Annotated in this window: 16 protein-coding genes and 1 pseudogene; 5 read left to right on the top strand and 12 right to left on the bottom strand. The window is 64.1% G+C overall.

Annotation, left to right across the window (positions count from 1 at the left end):
- The 8 genes from IVB13_RS24555 to IVB13_RS24520 all read right to left on the bottom strand — a co-directional run bounded on the left by IVB13_RS24555 (position 1) and on the right by IVB13_RS24520 (position 11,314).
- Entirely contained in the window at positions 1-3,111 is a 3,111-nt protein-coding gene (locus IVB13_RS24555) for an EAL domain-containing protein (RefSeq protein ID WP_247295905.1), read from the bottom strand.
- A gap of 136 nt (positions 3,112-3,247) precedes the next feature.
- Positions 3,248-4,333: a branched-chain amino acid ABC transporter permease gene (locus tag IVB13_RS24550; protein WP_026233042.1), complete on the bottom strand. Its 1,086-nt coding sequence runs from the start codon at positions 4,331-4,333 to the stop codon at positions 3,248-3,250.
- Positions 4,330-5,340, bottom strand: a complete 1,011-nt coding sequence (locus IVB13_RS24545) for a branched-chain amino acid ABC transporter permease (RefSeq protein WP_247295907.1) — start codon at positions 5,338-5,340, stop codon at positions 4,330-4,332. Before IVB13_RS24545 ends, IVB13_RS24550 begins: the two co-directional genes overlap by 4 nt.
- Entirely contained in the window at positions 5,337-6,059 is a 723-nt protein-coding gene (locus IVB13_RS24540; protein WP_018455863.1) for an ABC transporter ATP-binding protein, read from the bottom strand. Before IVB13_RS24540 ends, IVB13_RS24545 begins: the two co-directional genes overlap by 4 nt.
- A complete protein-coding gene (locus IVB13_RS24535) occupies positions 6,056-6,832 on the bottom strand; it encodes an ABC transporter ATP-binding protein (RefSeq protein ID WP_018455864.1) in 777 nt (258 codons plus the stop codon). Before IVB13_RS24535 ends, IVB13_RS24540 begins: the two co-directional genes overlap by 4 nt.
- A gap of 167 nt (positions 6,833-6,999) precedes the next feature.
- Positions 7,000-8,184: a substrate-binding domain-containing protein gene (locus IVB13_RS24530; protein ID WP_018455865.1), complete on the bottom strand. Its 1,185-nt coding sequence runs from the start codon at positions 8,182-8,184 to the stop codon at positions 7,000-7,002.
- A gap of 219 nt (positions 8,185-8,403) precedes the next feature.
- Positions 8,404-10,140 carry an EAL domain-containing protein gene (locus IVB13_RS24525; protein WP_018455866.1) on the bottom strand — a complete coding sequence of 579 codons (1,737 nt, stop codon included), beginning with the start codon at positions 10,138-10,140 and terminating at the stop codon, positions 8,404-8,406.
- A gap of 208 nt (positions 10,141-10,348) precedes the next feature.
- Positions 10,349-11,314, bottom strand: coding sequence for a sensor histidine kinase (locus tag IVB13_RS24520; RefSeq protein WP_085349750.1), 966 nt, complete (start codon positions 11,312-11,314; stop codon positions 10,349-10,351).
- A 195-nt stretch (positions 11,315-11,509) separates the two neighbouring features.
- Here IVB13_RS24520 and IVB13_RS24515 point away from each other — a divergent pair, with 195 nt between their 5' ends.
- The gene (locus tag IVB13_RS24515; protein WP_018455868.1) at positions 11,510-12,352 is read left to right on the top strand and encodes a glucose 1-dehydrogenase; all 843 of its coding nucleotides are present in this window, start codon (positions 11,510-11,512) and stop codon (positions 12,350-12,352) included.
- Positions 12,353-12,451: 99 nt separating this feature from the next.
- On the opposite strand, the gene IVB13_RS24510 is transcribed toward IVB13_RS24515, so the two are convergent.
- On the bottom strand, positions 12,452-13,828 hold the full coding sequence (locus IVB13_RS24510; RefSeq protein ID WP_018455869.1) for a cytochrome P450: 1,377 nt from the start codon (positions 13,826-13,828) through the stop codon (positions 12,452-12,454).
- A gap of 64 nt (positions 13,829-13,892) precedes the next feature.
- Positions 13,893-15,128 (bottom strand): LLM class flavin-dependent oxidoreductase, encoded by a 1,236-nt coding sequence (locus tag IVB13_RS24505; protein WP_018455870.1) that lies wholly within the window; start codon positions 15,126-15,128, stop codon positions 13,893-13,895.
- Positions 15,129-15,358: 230 nt separating this feature from the next.
- Here IVB13_RS24505 and IVB13_RS24500 point away from each other — a divergent pair.
- Together IVB13_RS24500 and IVB13_RS24495 are read left to right on the top strand one after the other, a co-directional pair.
- Positions 15,359-16,764 (top strand): annotated as a pseudogene (locus tag IVB13_RS24500) (MFS transporter).
- Between the two features lie 147 nt (positions 16,765-16,911).
- Positions 16,912-18,078, top strand: a complete 1,167-nt coding sequence (locus tag IVB13_RS24495; RefSeq protein WP_026233043.1) for a PHB depolymerase family esterase — start codon at positions 16,912-16,914, stop codon at positions 18,076-18,078.
- A 118-nt stretch (positions 18,079-18,196) separates the two neighbouring features.
- Here IVB13_RS24495 and IVB13_RS24490 read toward each other — a convergent pair whose 3' ends face one another.
- Positions 18,197-18,877: an MBL fold metallo-hydrolase gene (locus IVB13_RS24490; RefSeq protein ID WP_018455873.1), complete on the bottom strand. Its 681-nt coding sequence runs from the start codon at positions 18,875-18,877 to the stop codon at positions 18,197-18,199.
- A gap of 171 nt (positions 18,878-19,048) precedes the next feature.
- On the opposite strand from IVB13_RS24490, the gene IVB13_RS24485 reads away from it, so the two are divergent.
- Entirely contained in the window at positions 19,049-20,647 is a 1,599-nt protein-coding gene (locus IVB13_RS24485) for an alpha-amylase family glycosyl hydrolase (RefSeq protein WP_018455874.1), read from the top strand.
- A 158-nt stretch (positions 20,648-20,805) separates the two neighbouring features.
- Here the strand turns inward: IVB13_RS24485 and IVB13_RS24480 are convergent, their stop codons facing one another.
- Positions 20,806-22,503 carry an alpha-amylase family protein gene (locus tag IVB13_RS24480; protein ID WP_018455875.1) on the bottom strand — a complete coding sequence of 566 codons (1,698 nt, stop codon included), beginning with the start codon at positions 22,501-22,503 and terminating at the stop codon, positions 20,806-20,808.
- 259 nt (positions 22,504-22,762) lie between these two features.
- Here IVB13_RS24480 and IVB13_RS24475 point away from each other — a divergent pair, with 259 nt between their 5' ends.
- Positions 22,763-23,251: an MmcB family DNA repair protein gene (locus tag IVB13_RS24475; RefSeq protein WP_018455876.1), complete on the top strand. Its 489-nt coding sequence runs from the start codon at positions 22,763-22,765 to the stop codon at positions 23,249-23,251.
- The last annotated feature ends 80 nt before the right edge of the window (positions 23,252-23,331 follow it).

Below are 23,331 nucleotides of genomic sequence, written 5' to 3'. Positions count from 1 at the left end.
TCAGGCCACCGCCGCCACCGGCAAGGCATGGCTCGAACCGAACAGCTTTCGCACTTCGCTGGCCGGCTTCGGTCTGCTGAAGAGATAACCCTGCATCTCCGTGCAGCCGAGCGCACGCAGCATCTCGCGCTGCGCCTCGGTCTCGACGCCCTCCGCGACCGTGGTCATGTCGCTGGCGGCGGCGATGTTCACCACCGCCTGCACGATCACGGGCGCGCCGCTCGTCTCGGCGATATCAGCGACGAAACAGCGGTCGATCTTGATCTTGTCGAACGGAAAGCGCTTCAGATAGCTGAGCGAGGAGTAGCCGGTGCCGAAATCGTCGAGCGCGATGCGCACGCCGATGGCGCGGAGCTGGTGCAGGATCGAGAGCGCCGCCTCGTCGTCGCGGATCAGCACGGCCTCGGTGATCTCGAGCTCGAGCCGGGAGGGGGCAAGTCCGGAAGCGACGAGCGCGCCGGCGATCCGCAGTGCCAGCGTGTCGCATTTGAGCTGCACCGGCGAGACGTTGACCGCGACACGCACATGCGCCGGCCAGGTCGCGGCCTCGTTGCAGGCCATGCGCAGCACCCAGTCGCCGAGCTCGTTGATCAGGCCGGTGTCCTCGGCAATCGGAATGAACTCCGCCGGCGACACCATGCCGCGCTCGGGATGCCGCCAGCGCAGCAGCGCCTCGCAGCCTGTGACCTCATTGGTGCGCAAGTCGACCAGCGGCTGATAGTGGATCTCGAAACCGCCGTTCACCAGGGCCTGCCGCAGATCCTGCTCCAGGCTCAGGCGCGCCTTGGCGCTCGCATCCATCTCCGGCTCGAAGAAGCGGTGAGCGCGGCGTCCTCCGGCCTTGGCGCCGTACATCGCGAGATCGGCATTCTTGATGAGCTGGTCGAGATCGGTGCCGTCCTGCGGCGCCATCGCGATGCCGATGCTGGCGTCGGTGGAGAGCTGATGGCCGAAGCAGTGATAGGGCCGGCGGATCGCCTCGAAGATCCGCGTCACGAATGACACCACGTCGGCGGACGACTTGATGCCGGTCTGGATCACCGCGAATTCGTCGCCGCCGAGCCGCGCGATCAGGTCGTCCTGTCCGAGGCAGCCGCGGATGCGGGCGGCGATTCCCTTCAACAGCTCGTCGCCGACGTGATGGCCGAGCGAATCGTTGATGCCCTTGAACTCGTCGACGTCGATATAGAGCAGCGCGAACTGACTGCCGCCGCCGACCTTCTCAAGTTCGCGCTCGATCTGCTCGCGGAATAGCGTCCGGTTGGGCAGGTCGGTGAGCGCATCGTAATGCGCCATATGCGCGATCTTCTCGTCGGCGCGCCGTCGTTCGGTGACGTCCTCGACCACGTTGATGAGGTAACGCGGCTCGCCGGAATTGTCGCGGATCCCGATCCGGGTCGAGGTGATGTAGCGCATTCCCTTGGCCTGGCTCTGCCAGGCATGTTCGTCTTTGAACAATCCCTCGGTCATCTGCAGCGCCTTGCTGTCGTCGTCGGTGACGACTCTGGCGGAGGCATCCGGGTAAATGTCGAAGGGAGTCTTGCCAACGATGTTTTCACTCGATTGGCCGAATTGCTCTTCCGCGGTCCGGTTGACCAGCAGATATTGCCGCGTTTGAGCATCCTTCACCGTGATCTGCGATGGGATGTGGTCGATGATCTCGCGCAGGAACATGTAGTTGCGGTCGCGTTCCTGCTCCAGATTGCGGCGTTCGGTGATGTCTTCGATCGTGGCCACCCATCCGCCCTGCGCGAGTGGGGTGTTGATGACCTGGAAAGCGCGGCCGCTCGGCAAGTGATGGCTTCTGGTGGAGACCGTGCCCTCCGCGACGATCCTCATGACGTCGGCGCAAAATGCCTCGACATCGCCTTCGAACGCGCCGCGCTCCTTGCGATGATACATCGCCTCGCGGATGTGACAGCCGGGCTTGATGACGTCGTGGGAGAGGCCGAACATGTCGGCGTAGCGGCGGTTGCAGGTGACGATGTATCCGGCTGCATCGTACAGGATCAACCCTTGCGACATGTTGTTCAAGGCGGTGTCGAGCCGCCCTCGCTCCGCTTCCAGCCGCTGCTGCGCCTCCCGATTCTGACGGCTGATCTGGCGAACGATCAGGAACAGGATCAGCGCAATCACGGTCGCCGAAAGCGCGGCGGTGGTGACCATGAAACCGGTCTGCTGCCGCCAGTCGGCCAGCGCCGCGCTCGTGGTGTTGGTCGCGACGATGACCAGCGGGAAATGCGAAAGCGAGGCGCCGGAGCCGAGGCGCTCGTCGCCGTCGATCGGGCCCCTGACGCGCAGGGTGTGCCGGCCACCTTCGGCCAGCATCTTGCGCATCAGCGGCGCGTCCTTGAAGTCCCTGCCGATCAGCTCTTCGACATGCGGGTAGCGCGACAGCATCTTGCCATTGCGGTCGAACAGCGAGATCGCCGTGCCCTCCGCAAGCGCAACGGATGCGAAATAGTTCTGGTAGCTGTCCGGATCGATCCGGCGGACCATCGTGCCGAGGAAGCTGCCGTCCACGCCGCTCAGCCGACGTGCGACAATCGTGGTCCATTTGCCGATGATGAAACTGCGGACCGACTCCAGAATCACCGGTTCGGCCATCGGATCGGATTTGAAGGTCTGGAAGTAGGCGCGCGAGGAGATGTTGATCTTGGGCAGCGGCTGGGCTCGCGACCAGTTGATCAGCTCGCCGTCGGCATCGTAGATCGCGATGTCGCCGAGATAAGACACCGAGCTGATCTTGCTCCGCAGCATCTGGTTCGTCGCGGGTCCGGACATGCGCTCGCGGAAAGCCGTGGCGGAACTGATCTCCGGCAGATTCATCTGCCCGATCACATCGGCGGCGACGACGTCCGCATCTTCGAATTGTTGATCGAAGTGCCGCGCGATCAGCTGCACCGTGTTTTCCAGCTCGCGCTCGCGGTTGGTCAGGGTACGTTCGCGAAATTCGCCGACGGCCATGGCGGTCACCGCGAAGATCCCGGCGACCAGCAACACGCCGCACAAAGTAAGCCACAGCACCGGTCCGCGCCGGATGGCTGCCTCCCAGCCGTGCTTCGCGGCTAGGAACATTCGTGACGCAATCTCTGCAAAGACCTGGCGCATTCCCTCCCCCTGGAAGGACAGGAATACACCGCACAAATGGCGTAAAGCTTAGGAAAGCCAGTTACCTGGGGGTTAATCTCGTTGCACGAATACGGTTGCGCCGAGCGAGCCGCCGCGCTGCATCATGAATCACGCGTTAATGCGATCCGCTCGCGCTCTTGTCGCCGCCGAGATTGCGCAGCCGTCCGACCACGCCGGTCGGAAAGAAGTAGACGCTGGCGATGAAAAGCAGCCCGAGCCACAGCAGCCAGCGGTCTGGATGCAACAGCCCCGGCAGCAGTGGCAGGCCGGCTTCCGAGGCCGCCTTGGAGGCGACGCCCATCAGCGCCTGCAGATAGTTCTGGGCGAGGATGAAGATGGTGGCGCCGATGATCGCGCCGTAGATCGTGCCCATGCCGCCGATCACGACCATCAGCAGGATGTCCAGCATGATCGAGAAGCTGAGCGAGGTATCGGGACCGGCATAGCGCAGCCACAGTGCATTGAGAATGCCGGCGCCGGCGGCGACCAGTGCGGCGATGCAGTTGGCGTAGCTCAGGTGGAAAACGGTGCGGAAGCCGAGCGCCTCGGCGCGGAAGCGGTTTTCGCGGATCGCCTGCAGCACGCGCCCGAACGGCGAGTTCACCACCCGCAGCAAAGCGAGGATCATCAGGGCCGAGACGGCGAACACCAGATAGTAGGTCAGGAGGCGGCCGTTGACCTCGAATCCCAGCACGTTCTTCGAGATCAGCACCGTGCCGGGCCTGAGCAGCTCGGGCAGCTGAAAGCTGCGCCCGTCTTCGCCGCCGGTCAGCCAGGACAGCTGCGAGGCCAGCACCTGGAAGGCGGATGCGACCGCGAGCGTGATCATGGCAAAGAAGATCGCGGCAACCCGCAGCGAGAACAGTCCGATCGCAAGCGCAAGCAGCGCGGCAAGCGGCAGGCCGACCACGATGCCGGTTGCGACCGCGCCCCAATTCGGGCCCATCCCGTACAGCGCGATCGCGATCGCGTAGCTGCCGATCCCGTAGAACATGGTGTGTGCGAATGACACCGAGCCGGTATAGCCGAGCAGGAGGTCGTAGGAGGCGACCAGCGCGGCGAAGACGCAGATCTTGGCCGCGACGTTCAGCGCCTTCGCCCCGGGAGACAGGAACGGCGTCGCCACCAGCGCCAGGATGATGAGGACGAGAACGAGCGTGAGCACGCGGCTGCGCGGCGGATCGCCTGACAGGATCATCATCGGCTGGTCACCGCATAGAGGCCGCGCGGCCGCCACATCAGAATGGCGACCATCAGCAGGATATTGGAGACGAGGGCGAGCTTAGGCACCAGGAAGCCGCCGTAATTGGCAATCATCGCCACCAGGATCGCGCCGATGAAGCAGCCGCCGATCGAGCCGAGGCCGCCGATGATGACGACGATGAAGATCAGGACGGTGAGGTCGTCGCTCATGGAGGCGTGGACTTGCTCGCGATACAGCGCCCACATCACGCCGCCGAGGCCGGCGAGCGCCGATCCCGTCATGAACACGCCGAGGAACAGACGGCGAATGCGATAGCCGAGCGCCTCGACCATCTCGCGGTTCTCGACGCCGGCGCGGATCAGAAGGCCAAGCTTGGTTCGGTTGAGCACGAGCTGGATCGCGATGAAGACGGCGAGGCCGATCAGCGTCGCCAGCACGCGGTATTTCGCGATCGCGACGTCGCCGAGGATGAAGGAGCCGCGCAGCGACGTCGGCAGCGGCGTCGGGATGATCTGCGGCCCCCACACCGCATAGAGCGTCTGCTCGGCGACGATCAGGCCGCCCGTCGTCATCAGGATCTGCTTCAGATGCTGACCGTAGACGGGCAGGATCAGCACCCGCTCGACAACCAGCCCGAGCGCGCCGGATACCGCCATCGACAGCAGTGCCGCCGGCGCCAGCACCGCGAGGTTAGTCCACAGCGAATCCGCCTGGAGGGAAGCGGCGAACGGCGCCAGCACCAGGGTCGCGACATAGGCCCCGACCGCGATGAAGGCGCCATGGCCGAAATTGAGCACGTCCATCAGGCCGAACACGAGCGTCAGGCCGGAGGCCATGATGAAGATCATCATGCCCATCGCGAGGCTCGCGGCCGTCAGCGTCAGCCAGGTGCTGGGCGAGCCGATCAGCGGGATCATCACCAGGGCGACCGCGATCGGCAGCAGGATCGGCGCGATGTCGCGCTTCGGCTTCGGCAGCGGATCGGTTGCGGCGAGCTCGGTCATTGATGCGTCTCCAGGCTCAGGCCGAGCAGCCGCTCCTGCAGCGGCACGTCTGAGGCCAAGGCCGCCATCTCGCCGCGATGAACGATGGTGCCGTTGTCCATCACCAGCACGTTGTCGCCGAGCTCGCGGGCGGCAAAGAAATTCTGCTCGACCATCAGGATCGTGGCGCCCTTGCGCTTGATCTCCTTCAGGCACTCGATCAGCGCCATCACGATCGCCGGCGCCAACCCCTTGGTCGGCTCGTCGATCAGCAGGAGCTTGCGGGGTTCGATGATGGCGCGGGCAATCGACAGCATCTGCTTCTGTCCGCCCGAGAGACTTCCCGCGCGCGACAGCCAGAACCGGCGCAGCGCGGGGAAGAAGCCAAAAATCCAGTCCAGCTGGGCGTCGTCGAGTGGTCCGTCGCGCGCCGCCAGCACCAGATTTTCCTTCACCGTGAGGTCGGAGAACACCGCCATGCTCTCCGGCACGTAGCCGACGCCGAGCCGCGCGATGTCGGGCGTCGCACGGCTCTCGATGCGCTCGCCGGCGAGGCTGATCTCGCCGGAGGAGGCCTGCCAGAGGCCCATGATGGTGCGCAACGTCGTGGTCTTGCCGGCGCCGTTGCGGCCGAGCAGCATCGTGGTCTGCCCCTGCGCGACAGCGAGATCGATGCCCTGGAGGATGTGATAGCGGCCGATATGAGTGTGAACACCGGAGAGCCTCAACAGATCGGTCATGCTGCGCTCCCTGCAACTTTATTGGGCGCGACGCCGAGATAGGCTTCCTGCACGATCGGTGACGCAATCACCTCGGCAGGCCTGCCGTCCGCAACAAGCTGCCCGTTATGCAACACGATGATGCGGTCGGCGAGCGATCGCACCACGTCCATCTTGTGCTCGACCAGGAGAATGATCCTGCTTTTGTCCTGCTTGAGCTGCGCGATCAGGTTCAGCACGACCGGCACCTCGTCGATGCTCATGCCCGCGGTCGGCTCGTCGAACATGAACACCTTTGGCTCGAGCGCCATCATCAGCGCGACCTCGAGCTTGCGCTGATCGCCATGCGACAGTGCGGTCGCGGCGACGCCACGGCGGCCGCCGAGCGCGACCTGATCCAGGATAGCATCGGCGCGGGCGATCAGATCGCGGCGGACCATCCAGGGCCGCAACATGTCGTAGTGAGTGCCGTTGGCGGCCTGCACCGCGAGGCGGACGTTTTCCTCCACCGACAGATTCGGAAAGAGGTTGGTGAGCTGGAAGGCGCGCCCCAGGCCTGCGCGCGTCCGCATCGGCGCGGAATGCTGGGTGATGTCGGTGCCGTCGAACAGAATGCTGCCGCTCGATGCGCGGAGCTGGCCGGAGATCAGGTTGAAATAAGTGGTCTTGCCGGCGCCGTTCGGGCCGACGATCGCGGTGAGTTCGCCCGGGCGGAAGCTGCAAGTGACGCTGTTGACCGCGACATGGCCGCCGAAGCGGATGGTGAGGTCGCGGGTTTCGAGGGTCAGCGTCATGGCGGATCTGGCAAATGATGAGAGGAGAATTTGTCCGCGATCAGGCTGCGCTCCCTCTCCCGCTTGCGGGAGAGGGTGGGAGAGGGTGTCTCCTCAGGCGAGAACCCCAAGAGGACAGAGCCTTCTCCCGGCCTCTCCCGCAAGCGGGAGAGGTGAAGGAAGAAAGATCAGCGCTTGTTCTTGACCGGAACGTCCATGTCCTCGATCTTCAGCTCGCGCACCGGCTCGAGCACGGCCCAGGCGACATTCGGATCGACCTTGACCTTGAAGTGATACATGCTCTGCAGCGCCTGATGGTCTTCCTTGCGGAACATCATCTTGCCCTTGGGCGTATCGAACTCCAGGCCTTCCATGACCGTGATCAGCTTCTCGGTGTCGGTCGACTTCGCCTTGGTGACGGCGGCGACGACGGACATCGCCGCGGCGAATCCGCCCGCGGTGAAGAAGTCCGGCGGCGCGTTGAAGCGCTTCTGGTGCTCGGCGACAAGCCAGTCATTTACCGGGTTCTTCGGGATCGCGTAGAAATAATAGGTCGCGCCTTCCATGCCGGGCAGGCCCTTGTAGGCGGCGAGCGCCGGCAGGATGTTGCCGCCGGTGGACAGTTCGATGCCGTAGCGCTTCGGATCCATGTCCTGGAGTTTCGCCAGCGGATTGCCGGCGCCGGCCCAGATCACCCAGATCACCTTGCGGCCCGGCTTGTCCTTCAGCGCGTCGAACAGGCGCTGGCCGACCGCGGTGAAGTCGGTGGTCGAGGTCGGGGCATATTCTTCGGCGGCGAGCGTCGCCCCGGTCTTGCCGAGCGCCTCCTTGAAGGCGGCGACGCCGTCGCGGCCGAAGGCGTAGTCCTGCGCCAGCGTCGCGACGGTGACGCCCTGCTTGCCGATCGCGACCGCGTTCGAGATCGCGTCCTGCGACGAGTTGCGCGCGGTGCGGAAGATGTAGCGATTCCACTTCTCGCCGGTAATCTGATCCGCGACCGCGGGCTCGACGATCAGGATCTTCTTGTTTTCCTCGGCGACAGGCAGGATCGCGAGTGCCGCGGCCGACGAGGTCGTGCCGATCGCGATGTCAACCTTGTCGTCCTGATAGGCTTCCGCGAGCGCGGCCTTGGAGAGATCCGGCTTGCCCTGGTCGTCCTTGGTGATGACGACGATCTTGCGCCCGTCGAGCGTCATGGTGCCCTTGGTGGCGTATTCGAACCCCATCTGCAGGCCGGTCTCGGTCTGCTTGGCATAGGCCTCGAGCGGGCCGGTCTTGCCATAGATCAGCGCGATCTTGAGATCGTCGGCCTGTGCGGAGGTGCCCGCGGCGAGGGCGAGGATGGTTGTTGTTAAGATGAGCGATCGGCGCACGATGGTCCCTCCTGATGAGTTCTTTGGCCATAGCGATTTGCACAACCGTGCGGACATTGCAATTCCACCTTCCGGCGGACCACGCGACGGGCATGTGTGATATTGTCCGGCCCGGCCGAGCCGGATCGCTTCTGCCGAAGAAATCGGCAGATGCAATTGTTGACCTCACCCGTGGAACGGGTTGCTCAGGCTTTGCAAAGTAACGACTCAGGCCCGGGGTTACCGCCGGTATCCGTTCGCGCGGGAATAGCCCTGCCGGTTCTGCTGCGTCGAGCGGTTTGTGACGCTGGCGCGTGCTTCGCTGGAAATGGGCGTTGCGAGCTTCAGCTCCTCCAGGAAGATCGGCCGGGAGAAGTAATAGCCCTGCGCGTAACGGATCTTGGTCGCAGCCTGGAGGTAGGCGAGCTCCTCGTAGGATTCGATGCCTTCGGCAATCACGGTCATGCCGAGCGCTTCGCTCAGGGATTCGATCGCGCGCAGGATGCCCTGGTTGCGTGGACGCTTATGGATATCGGTGATGAAGGAGCGGTCGATCTTGATCTCGTCCGCGGTGATGTCGGCCAGCGCCGAGAGCGAGGAATAGCCGGTGCCGAAATCGTCGATCGAGATGGCGACGCCGAGCTTGCGGAACATCGGCAGGATCTCGGCCTGGAAATGATTCTTGGCGACGAAGGCGTCTTCCGTCACCTCGATCATGAAGCGCTGCGGAAAGCCGGTGTCGTCGAGCGCCTGGGCAAAGCTGCGCATGAATTCCGGGTTGCCGGCCTGCTTGGCCGCGACGTTGATGCTGATGGTCGCTTCCGCACCGAACGTCTCGTTGATCAGGTCGATCGACTTGACGATCTCGGCGAGCACGAGATGGGTCAGCTCGTCGATCAGCCCGAGTTCGGTGGCAAGATTGATGAACGAGCCGGGCGCCTGGATCACGCCCTCGTCGTCGCGCAGCCGCACCAGGGCCTCGATGCCCTTCACGTCCTGCGTGCGGATGTCGACCTTGGACTGGAAGGCGCAGCAGAAGCGCTTCTCCAGGATGGCCTGCCGCAGCGACTGCTCGATCTTCATCCGCGCCAGCGCCTCGCGTTCCATGCTGGAATCGAAGAAGGCCGCCGATCCCTTGCCGTCATTCTTGATGCGGTACATCGCGATGTCGGCGTTCTGGCGCAGTGTCTCGAAGCTGCTTCCGTGATCGGGGTAGAGGCTGATGCCGACGGAGGTTGAGGCGAACACTTCCGAATTGTCGATGAAGAACGGCGCGGTCAGCCGCTCCAGCGTCGACTGCATGAATTCGGCGACTTCCTCCTGGTTCTGGATCGGCGATAGCAGCAGCAGGAATTCGTCGCCGGAGATGCGCGACAGCATGTCCGAGTCGCGCAAGCCGCGTCCAAGCCGCTTCGACAGTTCGACCAGCAGGGCGTCGCCCACGGCGTGCCCGTAATAGTCGTTGATGTGCTTGAAATTGTCGACGTCGAGAAAGGCGAGCGCAAAGCGATCGCCCGTGCGACCCTGCGCGAGCAGGCTGGTGGCGCGATGCTCGATCACGCGCCGCGAGGGCAGGCCGGTCAGATCGTCGAAATAGGCCGAGCGGAACAGCTGGTCTTCGAAATTCTTCTGCTCGGTGATGTCAGAGGAGGCCGAGATCAGCAGCTCGCGTCCGTCGAGGCGGACCGGACGATGGGTGGTCAGCAGCACCTGGCGTGCGGCTCCGTCGTGGAGCGCTTCCTCGGCGACGACCGCCTGGCCGGAGCTCAGGGCCTGCCGGCAGGCTTCGAGGCGCGACGCTAGATCGCGCGAGGGGCGGCTGCCGTCCATGCCGAGCTGGGCAGCCGCGACATCGTTGACCAGGAGAAGTTCGCCTTGCGCGTCCTGCACGGTCAGGCCGGCAGGCAGCATTCTAACGATTTCCTTGAGAAATCCGAGTTCGGCTTCGCTCGCGCCGGAATATTTGTTGTCGTTCATAGAAGTCATGAATCTTGTTGTTTCAGCGCGCCTTTGCAATGGCCGCGATCTTGCGCGGTTCCCTCTTAAGTTTGGTTAAGGGGCCCGGAGAATTACGGTGGTGTTTTGCGGCGATGCGACGCGCGCAGCCTATCGTCATTAACAGGGCGTCAACGCGTCCGGTGAAACCGCGAACGACGCGCGCGAACGGGTTTCGTTGGCGCCGCGTCTAACCGTCCTTGGGGATACGGCATTGCATGGTGCAATGAAGTCCGGTCCTGAGATAGGAAACCTCAGTCTTGCCGTCGAAGGCCGACAGCGCCGACTTCAACAGCTTGGTGCCGAAACCCGGCTCGGAGATCTTGTCGACGCTCGGACCCTCGGTTTCATCCCAGGTCACGGTCAGGCGATCGTCGCTGACGGTCCATGACACCTGCAACAACCCGCGCGGCGCGGAGAACGCGCCATATTTCCCCGCGTTGGTGGCGAGTTCGTGAAACATCAGGGACAGCGTGACCGCAAGTTTCGGCGGCAGGAACAGCCGGTCGCCGTTGAGCGTGAAGCGGACATGGCCGTAAGGGCCGAGCTCGGAGATCAGGAGGTCGCGAATGTCGCAGCCGGCCTTGTCGATCCGTGAGATCAAATCGTCGGTCGCGGCAAGCGACCGCAGCCGCGGATCGATCCGGGCCCAGATTTGCGGCTGATCGTGCAGCACCTGATGCAGCACGGCATGCACCGTCGACAGCTTGTTCTTCAGCCGGTGCTGGAGCTCGTCGACCAGCAGCTTGCGGTAGTCTTCTTCCTCGATCAGGCGTCTGGAAATCCGCCGCTGCTCGACGAGGAGCGAGCGATAGTGCTCGACGCCCCAGATGGTGAGCGCGCAGACCGCCCAATACAGCGCCAGCAGGGCGAATCGCGCGTTATCGGCAAAGGCATCGCCGAAATTCACGACGACGCCGAGCACGCCGCCCACCAGCGCCGTGATGATGCCGATGCGGAAGCCGCCGAACGCGGCTGCAAAGAACACGGCCGGGAAATACGGCGTGAAATAGACGTCGGGCCGCACATGGGCGAGGGCCCAGCGCGCCAGCGTCGCAACCAGCAGGCAGGCGACCGCAAACGCAAGGCTCAGGCCGAGCGACGGCGGTGCCACGCCCTGCCAGCCCTTGCGGAATTCGTCGATCAGCTTCCCCATGCGCAGTCCGGTCGCGATATGCGTTCGACAATCGAGCGATCGCCAGGAATGTTACGCATGTCGCCGGCCCCAAGCAAAGCTTGCCTTGTCGGAAGCCGGCAGGAATAGTGCCTGCCGCGGCGCCGACCGTCGCGGCGCCGTCGTCGATCGGTGTCCGCCATTTGGCGTCAAGGGGTTCGAAAACAGGGACATTCCATGGGCAGGCTGGATGGCAAGGTCGCGGTGATCACGGGCGCGACGAGCGGGATCGGGTTGCGGACTGCAGAAGTCTTCGTTGCCGAAGGTGCCAAAATTGTGATCGCGGGCCGGCGCATACCGGAAGGCGAGGCGCTGGCGAAGCAGCTCGGGGCGAATTGCGTCTTCCGCCAGACGGATGTGACGGTCGAAGCGCAGATGCAGGCGGTGATCGCGCTCGCGGTGGACAAATTCGGCCGCATCGACTGCCTGTTCAACAATGCCGGCGGTCCGGCGCAGACCGGCGGCATCGAAGGCCTCGAGGTCGAGCGCTTTGACGCGGCGATGGCGACCCTGCTGCGCAGCGTCATGCTCGGCATGAAGCACGCCGCGCCGCACATGAAGAAGCAGGGATCTGGCAGCATCATCAACAATGGCAGCATCGCCGGCCGTCTTGCCGGCTTCTCGTCATCGATGGTCTATGGTGCAGCCAAAGCGGCGGTGATCCATCTCACCAAATGCGTGGCGATGGAGCTCGGCGAATCCAACGTCCGCGTCAACTCGATCTCGCCCGGCGCCATCGCGACCGGCATTTTCGGCAAGGCGCTCGGGCTTTCGACCGACGCGGCGGAGAAGACGCCGGCGGTGATGCGCGAGGTCTACAAGACCGCGCAGCCGATCCCGCGCGCCGGCCTTCCCGATGACATCGCCCATGCTGCGGTGTTCCTGGCCAGCGACGAATCCAGCTTCATCAACGGCCATGACCTCGTCATCGACGGCGCGATGACCGGCGGCCGCAACTGGAGCCAGCAGCAGCAGGGCTACGTGGCCCTGCGCAAGGCGTTCGATCAGGGGGGCGGATAGTTTCGTCATTGCGAGGAGCGAAGCGACGAAGCAGTCCAGGCCGCTTCCGCGGACGCAGTCTGGATTGCTTCGCTTCGCTCGCAATGACGACTGCGATGCTCAAACCGCCTTCACCCGCACCCGCAATCCGTCGCGCGGCTTCGGGATCGGCCACATCTGCCAGTCGGGCTTGTAGCCGGGCTCCAGCGACACCTCGATGTTCTGCAGGAAGTGCCGCGCGAAGCATTTGGCCTGCATGTAGGCGAAGTGCAGGCCGAGGCACATATGCGCGCCGCCGCCGAACGGCACCCAGGCGAAGCGGTGGCGGTTGCGCTGGGCCTCTTCGGTGAAGCGCAGCGGATCGAAGCGATCCGGCTCCGGCCAGATGTCCTTCATGTGGTGGGTGTAGAGCGGATTGACGCCGATCGCAGTGCCGGCCGGAATCGAAAAACCCTTGAAGCTGAAATCGCGCACGGCTCGGCGCGGCATCGAGGGCACCGGCGGCTTGATCCGCAGCGCTTCCTTGAACGCCATCTCCGACAGCGGCATCTTTTCGAGATCGTCGAAGCTGCTTGGCGCGTCAGGGGCGAGCCCCAGCGCCATGACTTCCGCGCGAAGCTTGTCCTGCCAGCCGGGATTTGCCGCGAGTTCGCCAATGAACGACGTCAGCGACGAGGTCAGCGTGTCGTGCGCCGCCATCATCAGGAAGCTCATGTGGTCGATGATGTCCTGTTCCGAGAGCAGCGCGCCGTCCTCGTGGGTTGCGCGGCAGAGCTGCGAGAACAGATCATCACCGCCGAGATTGCCGCGTCGCAGCGGAATCTGCTCGCGGAAATAAGCCACGATGCGCTTGCGTCCCCTGACGCCGGCCGCCATCTGCGTGCCGGGCAGCGGTCGGCGGATCGGGGCGACGGCAGCGGCGACCATGTCGACGAAGGCCCGGTTGATCTCGTCGACCTCCGGCCCGATATCGGCGCCGATAAAGGACGCGGCGGCGAGATCGAGCGTGAGCTGCTTCATCGCCGGATAAAGCTGCATCTCGCCGGGCTTGGCCTTCCACTGCGCGACGCGGGCGGCGATGCCGCGGTCGAGATCGCTCAGATACGACTTCATCGGGCCGGACTTGAATGCGACCGACAGCGCCTTGCGGTGCAGCCGGTGCTCCTCGAAATCCAACAGCATCAATCCCCGCGGAAACAACAGGCCGAGCACCTTGTTCCAGCCATGGGTCGAGGAGAACAGCTTTTGCTGGTCGAACAGCACGAGCTCGTTGGCCTCGGGGCCGAGCAGCACGATATTGGTCTCGCCGAAGAAATGCGTGCGATAGACGAGGCCGTATTTGGCGCCGTTCGCCTCGATATGCCCTTTGGGGTCCGCGAGCACCTGGAAGGTCTTGCCGATGATCGGCCAGCCTTCGTCGCCGGGGATGTGGGTCAGCTCGTTGCGCTTGGGCGGAGTGAAGCCGTGCGCAGGGGCGGCCACATTCTGCATCGACATGACGATTGCTCCGGTTGGCTAGACCCGGCCAACATAACACAATCCAGCTGCGATGACTCCGCGCTTACCGCTTCGCCGCTTCCTTCTGCAAATCCGGCGCATTGACGGCCGGAATCGCAACGCGGCCGGCGCCGGTCACCTTCAGCGCCTCGGCGGCCTTTTCGTTTTCCATGATCTTGGCCATCACGGCCTGTCCCGCGCGCTCGAAGATCGCGCGGTTCTCGATCACAAATTTTTGCGACTTGCGCAAGCCGTCGATGTAGCCGTTGATCTCGGGCACCACGTAGCGCGCGACCATGTCCCAGCTCCGGCGCGTGTTCTCCGGATTGGCCCAGTCGTGCACGAAGCCGATGACGGCGCCGATTCCGCCGGAGACCTGCATCACGTTCTTGATCATCTTGACGAGGTCGTCGGGCGTGCCGATGACGGAGGCCGCGCCGTCGACGAAAGCGGTCTTGTCCACGGCCTCGTCGGGTGAGGCGAACGCGGTGAGCCCGGGCCGTTGCAGCGTGCCGACATTATATTCATTGTGCCAGCGCATTAGGCCGGGGCCGGCCTCGCGGCGCGCCTGCTCGCGGGTCTCGGCGATGTGCCAGGTCAGCAGCACGCGCCAGTTCGCGCGATCGACTTTGGTGCCGTGCTTTTTCGCCGCGTCCTCGGCGAACTGCCATTGCTGCTGCAGCGACATCAGCCCCTGAGTCGTCATCGAACCCAGCGAAATGATGCCGATTCCGTATTTTCCGGCGAGCGTCATGCCGGAGGGCGAGATCTGCGAGGCCACGACGAAGGGCATTTCCTCCTGCAACGGCAGGAGCTGCAGCGCGGCGTCGTTCATGGTGAACCAGTCGCTCTTCGCCGTGACGCGCTCGCCGCTGAAGAGGCGGCGGATCACGCCGATCGCTTCGTCCTGGCGGTCGCGCTGCGTCATCGGATCGATGCCGAGCGTATGCGCGTCGGAGGCGAGCGCGCCGGGACCCGAGCCGAAGATGGCGCGGCCGCCGGTCATGTGGTCGAGCTGCACCATGCGCTGCGCGACGTTGTAGGGATGATGGTAGGGCAGCGACACCACGCCGGTGCCGAGCCTGATCCGCTTGGTGCGCTCGCCGGCGGCCGCCAGGAACATCTCGGGGGAGGCGATCATCTCCCAGCCGGAGGAATGATGCTCGCCGCACCAAAACTCGTCATAACCGAGGCTATCCAACTGCTCGACCAGGTCGAGATCGCGCCGGAACTGGAGCATCGGATGCTCCCCGATCGGATGATGCGGGGCAAGGAAGGCTCCGAACTTCAGGCGCGCCATGGCGTTCTCTCCGGCTTACATTTTTTTGTTTGTGGCGCGAAGCTACGTGCTGGAGACAGCGAACGCAATCGTGCGATGTCCCGCGCGGCGGAATGCAGCCATGCGTATGTCGTCTTCCTCTCCCGGCACGCTGAGAGAGGCGGAACGCGCGAGGATCCTACCTTCGAGGTAATCGCGGCGCCGCATGCGGTCTGAGATGATCGGCAAGGACATCCGAGGATCACGCGCCGATGCATCAAACCGTCACAAAGCAGGTCGACACGTCGCGTCGCTGGTGGGTGCTGGCGATCGTCGTGGCCGCCCAGTTCATGTTCGGCGTCGATGCCTTCGTGGTCAACGTCGCCATTCCCACCATCGCGGTCGAGTTGAAGGCGTCGCCGGCTCAGATCGAATCCGTCATCGCGATCTACCTGATCGCCTATGCCACGCTGGTCGTCACCGGCGGCCGGCTTGGCGACATTCACGGCACCAGGAACGTGTTCCTGGCAGGTCTGCTCGGCTTCACCCTGACGTCGCTGTGGTGCGGACTGGCGCGATCCGGTTCGGAGTTGATCGTCGCGCGATTGACGCAGGGTGCCTCCGCCGCGCTGATGGTGCCGCAGGTGCTGGCGACGCTGCATCTCCTGTTCACCGACGAACAGCGCAACCGCGCCTTCGCCATCTACGGCATCGTGCTGGGACTCGCGGGTGCCGCGGGCTTTCTGCTCGGTGGTCTCCTGGTCACGATCGATCTCGCCGGCACCGGCTGACGCTCGGTGTTCTTCGTCAATGTGCCGTGCGGTCTCGTGATCGCGGTGGCGGCCTGGCGCATCATGCCCTCGGCACCGCATCGCGCCGGCACACGGCTTGACATCACGGGCAGCATCGTCCTGTTCGCCGGATTGCTGTGCATGATCGGTCCGCTGCTGCTGGGTCACGATGTCGGCTGGGCACCGTGGCTGTGGCTGGTGATGGCGGTCGGCGCCGCGATCCTCCTGGGGTTCCCGAAGCTGGAGCATGCGGTGACACGCGCCGGCGGCATGCCGCTGATTGATCTCTCGCTGCTGGCGGACGCCGCTTTCCTGCGCGGCCTTGGCGCGGCGTTCTTTTTCTTCTCCGCCAATCTCTCGTTCTATCTGGTCATGACGCTGTTCATGCAGCGAGGGCTGAAATCCCGCCGCTCGCGGCCGGCATGGCCTTCATTCCGCTCGCGCTCGCTTTCGTCGTGGCCTCGCGCCATAGTGGCGCACGGGCGCGCCATCGCGGCACCAGGGTCTTGATCGAAGGCTGCGCGCTTCAGATCGCGGGCCTCGCGGCCCTTGCGCTGGTCGCGTTCTCTGTCGACGCGCCGTCCGCGCTCCTGCTCGCGCTCACCATGATCGTGTTCGGCTACGGTCAGGGGCTGGTGATGGCGCCGCTCTCCGGCGCGGTGCTCTCGACGGTGAAGCCTGTGGCCGCCGGTTCTGCCTCCGGCATGTACGGCACCACGGCGCAAGTCGGAAATGCGGCCGGAGTGGCCGCAATCGGCGCCATGTTTTTCGCCGTCGAAGCGGTGCAATCAGCGCGCGCAGGATTTCTCGTCTCGCTCGCACTGTTCGCAACATTAATCATGATCTGCGCCGCATTCCTGGCGTGGATGCGCCGGGTATCTGCATGAAGTTGAGGCATTGCGGTTAATGCGTGCTGATTTCTGCAGGCTTTCCTGAGATTTAGCACCTCATCGACAGCACACGGTCTTTTTATTTTGCGCTGCAGCAACTATTTGGTTTGGGTGGACGTTGAACGTCGCCTGCTAGGAGCTGCCGTGTCGTTAACCAGAAATGTCGATCTCTTGAGACGTCTGCCAAAGCTGGACGGATTGCGCTTCGCCGAGTTTGGCCGGAGCGCCGATGCGTCCAGTCCGTTGCAAGAGGTCACGGGCTTCGGCGACAATCCCGGCAATCTGCGCCTGTTCGCGTTCGTGCCGCCGCAACTGCAGAAGCCGCGCGCGCTCGTCGTCGTGCTGCACGGCTGCGGCCAGACGGCGGCAAGCTACGACCTCGGTGCCGGATGGTCGACGCTCGCCGAGCACTACGGCTTCGCGCTGTTGATGCCCGAGCAGCAGCGCATCAACAACAGCAACACCTGCTTTAACTGGTTCCATCCGGAAGACACGGCGCGGGACAGTGGCGAGGCCTGTTCGATTCGCGAGATGATCGCGCATATGACGGAAACGCATCGCGTCGATCCCAAGCGCATCTTCATCACGGGCCTGTCGGCCGGCGGCGGCATGACGTCGGTGATGCTCGCGACCTACCCTGAAGTCTTCGCGGCCGGTGCGGTGATCGCGGGACTTCCCTACGGCATCGCGACCAATCTGCGCGAGGCGCTCGACGGCATGTTTCATTCCCCGGAGCGGCCGGCGCGTGAACTTGGCGATCTGGTGCGGCGGGCCTCGAATCATCGCGGGCCCTGGCCGAGGATCTCGGTGTGGCACGGCAGCGCCGATCGCACCGTCAATCCCGGCAATGCCAACGAGATCGTCAAGCAATGGCTCGACCTGCACGATCTGCCCGAGGCGCCGATGGCGGAAACTGACATCGACGGCTATCCGCGCCAGGCCTGGTGGAACAAGGACGGCGAGACGCTCGTCGAGTCCTACGCCATCACCGACATGGCCCACGGCACGCCGCTCGGCCTTGCCGACAACGACCAGCGCTATGGCGTGGAAGGCGCGTTCCTGATCGAGGCCGGCATCTCCTCGTCTTATCACATCGCCAAATTCTTCGGCCTCACCGGCTGGATTCCCGACGCTGCGAAGAAGGCGGAGGCAAAGCCGACGCCGGCCCGCTCGCCCGCGCCGCATCTGGCGCGCTCGATCCGCGCCGCGATCGCCGAAGAGCCGGCCGAGCCGAAGCGCGAGGAGGCCCGCGGCTTCGATCTCGGCCAGATCATTACGCGCGCGCTCACGGCCGCGGGATTGATGAAGTAACTCAGGCCGTCGCGCCGATAAGGCAGGAGTTTTGTGCCCGTCGTCGCTGCGATCCGCGAATGGGGTGACCGCAACCTGAGCCAGCCCGCGGCGTTCGCAGACGCCGCGGAATAGGCGCTCACATCTCGCCGGTGATGAACGGATTTGTCATCCGCTCCTGGCCGATGCTCGAGCCGGCGCCATGGCCGCAGATGAAGCCGACATCGTCGCCGAGCGGCAGCAGCTTGGTCTTGATCGAGTCGATCAGCGTCGCGTGACTGCCGCCGGGCAGATCGGTGCGACCGACCGAGCCCGCGAACAGGACGTCGCCGACATGGGCGAAGCGCAAGTCCTTGTTGAAGAACACCACGCTGCCGGGCGAGTGGCCGGGGCAATGATAGATCTCGAACTGGAGATCGCCGATGGCCACGCTGTCGCCTTCGTCGAGCCAGCGGTCCGGCTCGAAATTGCGCACCCCCGTCATGCCGAAGCGCGCGCCGCTCTCGACCACGTTGTCGAGCAGGAATTTGTCCGCGACGTGCGGGCCCTCGATCGGCACCTTCAGCTCGTCGCGCAGTTCGGCCGCGCCGCCGACATGGTCGATATGGCCGTGGGTGAGCCAGATCTTCTCCACGGTGACGCCGGTCTGCTTGATGGCGTCCAGGATCTTCGGCACGTCGCCGCCGGGATCGATCACCACGGCCTTCTTGGAAGGCTCGTCCCAGATGATGGTGCAATTCTGCTCGAACAGCGTCACGGGGACGATGATCGCGCCTGCCTTCGCGCTGGCCTCAGCTTGTGTCTCGTTTTGCTCGGTCATGGCGCCACAATGCCGATTTTTGCCATGCCGCCAAGCAAAAGATTTCTCCCCGGGGCCTGGGAACAACCGCAGACATCGTCACACGGCCGTCCCAATTCGCCTGCTGGTTTGAACCGGAGCGCTCCTTCCGCGTTCTCCCGCGCAACAAGCAGTTTTGGATGGATTTCCCGCATGGCTCAGGGCGGCAGCGATTGGTGGCGCGACGGCATCTTCTATCAGGTCTATCCGCGCTCCTTTCAGGATTCAAACGGCGACGGTGTCGGCGATCTCGCCGGCATTTTGCAGCGGCTACCTTATGTGAAATCGCTCGGCGTCGACGCGATCTGGCTGTCGCCGATCTTCCCCTCGCCGATGGCCGATTTCGGCTACGACATCTCCGACTACACGGGCATCGAGCCGCTGTTCGGCACGATGGCGGATCTCGATGCGCTTCTCGCCGCCGCGCACGACAACGGCCTTAAGCTGATCCTCGACCTCGTGCCGAACCACACCTCGGACCAGCATCCCTGGTTCGTCGAGAGCCGTTCCTCGCGCGACAATCCCAAACGCGACTGGTACATCTGGCGCGACCCGGACGAGGGTGGCGGCGTGCCGAATAATTGGCTGTCCGAGTTCGGCGGTAGCGCGTGGCAGTTCGACGAGACCACCGGCCAATACTACTATCACGCCTTCCTCGCCCAGCAGCCGGATCTCAACTGGCGCAATCCCGATGTCCGCGCGGCAATCTATGACGTGATGCGGTTCTGGCTGGAGAAAGGCGTCGACGGCTTTCGCGTCGACGTGATCTGGCATCTGATTAAGGACGCCGAGTTCCGCGACAACCCGCCCAATCCGCATTATGCCGAGGGCCGGCCGCCGAACGAAAAGATAATGACGCAATATTCCACCGACCAGCCGGAGGTGCACGACGTCATCGCCGAGATGCGCCGCGTCACGGATGCCTATGATGCCCGCGTCCTGATCGGCGAGATCTATCTGCCGCTGCATCGCCTCATGGCCTATTACGGCAACGATCTCACCGGCGCGCAGATGCCGTTCAACTTCGCGCTGCTCTCGACCTTCTGGAGCGCGCGCTCGATCGAGAAAATCGTCGAGGATTACGAGAAGGCGCTGCCGAAGGGCGCCTGGCCGAACTGGGTGCTCGGCAATCATGACCGTCCACGCGTCGCAAGCCGCGTCGGGCCGGAGCAGGCCCGCGTCGCCGCCATGCTGCTGCTGACGCTGCGTGGCACGCCGACGCTCTACTATGGCGACGAGATCGGCATGCATCAGCTCGCGATCGCGCCCGAGGACGTGCGCGACCCCTTCGAGAAGAACGTGCCCGGCATCGGTGTCGGCCGCGACGGCTGCCGCACACCGATGCAGTGGGATTCTTCCAACTTCGCCGGCTTCTCGGACGTCAGGCCATGGCTGCCGCTGCCGGAGGATCACATCCGCAACAACGTCGTCGATCTCGAGGCCGATTCACGTTCGATCCTGACGCTCTATAAGCGTCTGATCGCGTTGCGGCAGGGCTGTCCGCCGCTGGTCGCGGGCGACTATCATCCGCTTGCCGCGCAAGGCGATCTCCTGATCTATCGCCGCGAGGCCGAGGGCAGGGCGGTGACCGTGGTGCTCAATCTCGGCCCTGAGCCGATCGCGGTCACCACCAGCGCGATCAGGTTCGGCAGCGAGATTCTGCTGTCGACATTCCTGGATCGCGAGCGAGAGCGGATCGAAGGCGTGCTGGATCTGCGCGGCAACGAGGGCGTGATCATCACGCCACCCTGACCGTCGTCCTGGACAAGGCGAAGCGCAGATCCAGGACCCATTGCCCCAGGGAGTGGTTTGACGAAGATTCGTGGTGATAGCTTCGTACAACAATCACCTATTGGGGTAATGGGTCCTGGCTTTCGCCAGGACGACAACGGAGTGCGTGGTCGCACTGACTACCCCGGATGCTTGTTCCCTCGCACCGTCCCGTCGATATCGCTCCGCTTCAACAGATAGTCCAATCCGCCGACGCGGTACCAGCGATAGCCATAGGGCTCCAGCACGACGCGGTGCTGGCCGCGCTTGTCGGCGTGGCTGTGGTCCTCCGCGAGCAGATTGATCAGGTGCGCGCCGGCCTCGCCTGGCAGCCCCGCCGAGAACGCGATCTCGCGCGGCTTCTCGTCGAGATTGTGCACGAACAGCACGGAATTGTTGCGCCAGTCATAGCGCATGATGAACACGGCGGGATCGCGCGTCGCGATGATCGAAAAATCGCCCCAGCCGATCTCCGGCACCTCCTTGCGCATGCGGACGATGCGCTCGGTCCAGTTCAGCATCGAGTTGGGATCGCGCCGCTGCTTGGCGACGTTGACGTGCGGATAGCCGTACGGTCCTTCGTCGATGACGGGCAAGGCCGGCTTGTCGCTGGTGGTGAAGCCGCCATGCGGCTCCGTCGACCATTGCATCGGCGTGCGCGCGCAATTGCGCTCGGGGAGCGAAAGATCATCGCCCATCGCGATCTCGTCGCCGTAGCGGATCACGGGCGTTCCCGGCAGCGTGCACATCAGGCTGTAGGCGAGCTCGAGCCGCCGGCGGTCGCCACCGAGCATCGGTGCCAGGCGACGGCGAATGCCGCGGTCGTAGAGCTGCATGTCCTTGTCAGGACCGAAGCTTTTGAACACGGTGTCGCGCTGCGCCTTGGTCAATCGCCCGAGATCGAGCTCGTCATGATTGCGCAGGAACAGGCCCCATTGCGCCGAGGCGGGCCGCGGCTTGGTCGCCTTCAGCGCTTTCCCCAGCGGGCGGGAATCGGACGAGGCCAGCGCATAGAACAGATGCTGGTTGACCTGGAAATTGAACATCATATGCATGCGGTCGGCATCACGGCCGAAATATTCCATGTCCGTCTTCGGCAGCACGTTGGCCTCGGCGAGGATGATGGCATCGCCCTGCCGCCATTGCAGGAATTCACGGAACGTCCGCAGCATGTCGTATTGTTCGGCCGGCTTTTTCACTTTGGCGCCTTTGGTCGCGATGACGAAAGGCACGGCATCCATCCGAAAGCCCGAGACGCCGAGTTGGATCCAGAAGCCCATGATCTTCAAAATCTCGGCCTGCACGCGCGGGTTCGAGGTGTTGAGGTCGGGCTGGAAATCGTAGAAGCGGTGGAAGTACCAGGCGCCGGCTTCCTTGTCGCGCGTCCATGTCGATTTCTGAACGCCGGGAAAGACCATGCCCTGATTGGCGTTGGCCGGCTTCTTGTCGGACCAGACATACCAATCGCGGTAGGGCGAATTCCTGTCGCTCCGCGCCGCCTTGAACCAGGGATGCTGGTCGGAGGTGTGGTTGACGACGAGATCGATGATGACGCGAATGCCGCGTTGCTTGCAGCCATGAGTGAACTCGACGAAATCGCCGAGCGTGCCGTAGCGGGCATCGACGCTGTAATAATCCGCGACATCGTAGCCGTCGTCGCGGCCGGGCGAGGTCTGGAACGGCATCAGCCAGATCGTGGTGATGCCGAGGCCGTGCAGATAATCGAGCCGGCGCAACAGGCCCTTGAAATCGCCGATGCCATCGCCGTTGGCGTCCATATAGGTGCCGACGGACAGGCAATAGATGATGGCGTTCTTGTACCAGAGATCGTCGATCATGCGCGCGCAGCCTCGGTGGTTCCGCCGAGGTGCGGCGGCTGCGTGATAAGTGTTAAGAGCGAGAGCGGTTCCGTACCCCGCCGTCGTGCTGGACAAGCGAAGCGCAGATCCAGGACCGAATACCACAGGCCGAAATTTGACGAGGACTGGTGGTGATCCCCTCGTGCACCAACGATCCCTTGGGGTCATGGTCCTGGCTCCCGTGCGCAATTGCGCACTAGGCCAGGACGACGACGGAGGAATCGGCTATCCTCCCCCGATGGACAACACCGCCCGCATTGCCCTCGTACCGCCGCCGGACCGCCGACAATCCGAGACGGCGCTGGCGATCGCGCGCGGGACGGCGCGGTTGCTGCGCTCGCTCGGCTTCACCTGCATCAGCGAATTGCCGCTGCCCTCGGGGCGACGCGCCGATCTCGTCGCGCTGAACGAACGCGGCGAGGTCTGGATCGTCGAGATCAAATCGTCGGTGGAGGATTTGCGCGCCGATCAGAAATGGCACGAATACCGGGCGCATTGCGACCGGCTGTTCTTCGCCTTCACGCAGGACCTGCCTTGCGAGATCTTTCCGCAAGATACCGGCTTGATCATCGCGGATGCCTATGGTGCGCACCTGCAATGCGAGGCGCCCGAGCACAAGCTCGCTGCGGCCACGCGCAAGCAGATGACGGTGCGGTTCGCCATGGCGGCGGCGTTGCGGATCAACCGGCTGGTCGATCCGCAGGGGCATGCGGAGTTTTGGGAATAGCGGCGCCGCGAGCGCGATGCCGTAGGGTGGGCAAAGCGGAGCGTGCCCACCATCCAGGTCAAAGATTGAAGCAGACATGG

The sequence above is a fragment of the Bradyrhizobium sp. 17 genome (genome assembly GCF_023073515.1).
Taxonomy (GTDB): Bacteria; Pseudomonadota; Alphaproteobacteria; order Rhizobiales; family Xanthobacteraceae; genus Bradyrhizobium; species Bradyrhizobium canariense_D.
Note: the sequence above shows the minus strand (reverse complement) of the source record. Positions and strands in the feature narration are given on the sequence as shown.

Coding starts and splice junctions, on each gene's coding strand:
- IVB13_RS24475 (WP_018455876.1), top strand. CDS start 22,763: ATGGACAACACCGCCCGCATTGCCCTCGTACCGCCGCCGGACCGCCGA.
- IVB13_RS24535 (WP_018455864.1), bottom strand. CDS start 6,832: ATGACGCTGACCCTCGAAACCCGCGACCTCACCATCCGCTTCGGCGGC.
- IVB13_RS24480 (WP_018455875.1), bottom strand. CDS start 22,503: ATGATCGACGATCTCTGGTACAAGAACGCCATCATCTATTGCCTGTCC.
- IVB13_RS24555 (WP_247295905.1), bottom strand. CDS start 3,111: ATGCGCCAGGTCTTTGCAGAGATTGCGTCACGAATGTTCCTAGCCGCG.
- IVB13_RS24485 (WP_018455874.1), top strand. CDS start 19,049: ATGGCTCAGGGCGGCAGCGATTGGTGGCGCGACGGCATCTTCTATCAG.
- IVB13_RS24545 (WP_247295907.1), bottom strand. CDS start 5,340: ATGACCGAGCTCGCCGCAACCGATCCGCTGCCGAAGCCGAAGCGCGAC.
- IVB13_RS24525 (WP_018455866.1), bottom strand. CDS start 10,140: ATGAACGACAACAAATATTCCGGCGCGAGCGAAGCCGAACTCGGATTT.
- IVB13_RS24510 (WP_018455869.1), bottom strand. CDS start 13,828: ATGTCGATGCAGAATGTGGCCGCCCCTGCGCACGGCTTCACTCCGCCC.
- IVB13_RS24505 (WP_018455870.1), bottom strand. CDS start 15,128: ATGGCGCGCCTGAAGTTCGGAGCCTTCCTTGCCCCGCATCATCCGATC.
- IVB13_RS24520 (WP_085349750.1), bottom strand. CDS start 11,314: ATGGGGAAGCTGATCGACGAATTCCGCAAGGGCTGGCAGGGCGTGGCA.
- IVB13_RS24540 (WP_018455863.1), bottom strand. CDS start 6,059: ATGACCGATCTGTTGAGGCTCTCCGGTGTTCACACTCATATCGGCCGC.
- IVB13_RS24515 (WP_018455868.1), top strand. CDS start 11,510: ATGGGCAGGCTGGATGGCAAGGTCGCGGTGATCACGGGCGCGACGAGC.
- IVB13_RS24550 (WP_026233042.1), bottom strand. CDS start 4,333: ATGATGATCCTGTCAGGCGATCCGCCGCGCAGCCGCGTGCTCACGCTC.
- IVB13_RS24490 (WP_018455873.1), bottom strand. CDS start 18,877: ATGACCGAGCAAAACGAGACACAAGCTGAGGCCAGCGCGAAGGCAGGC.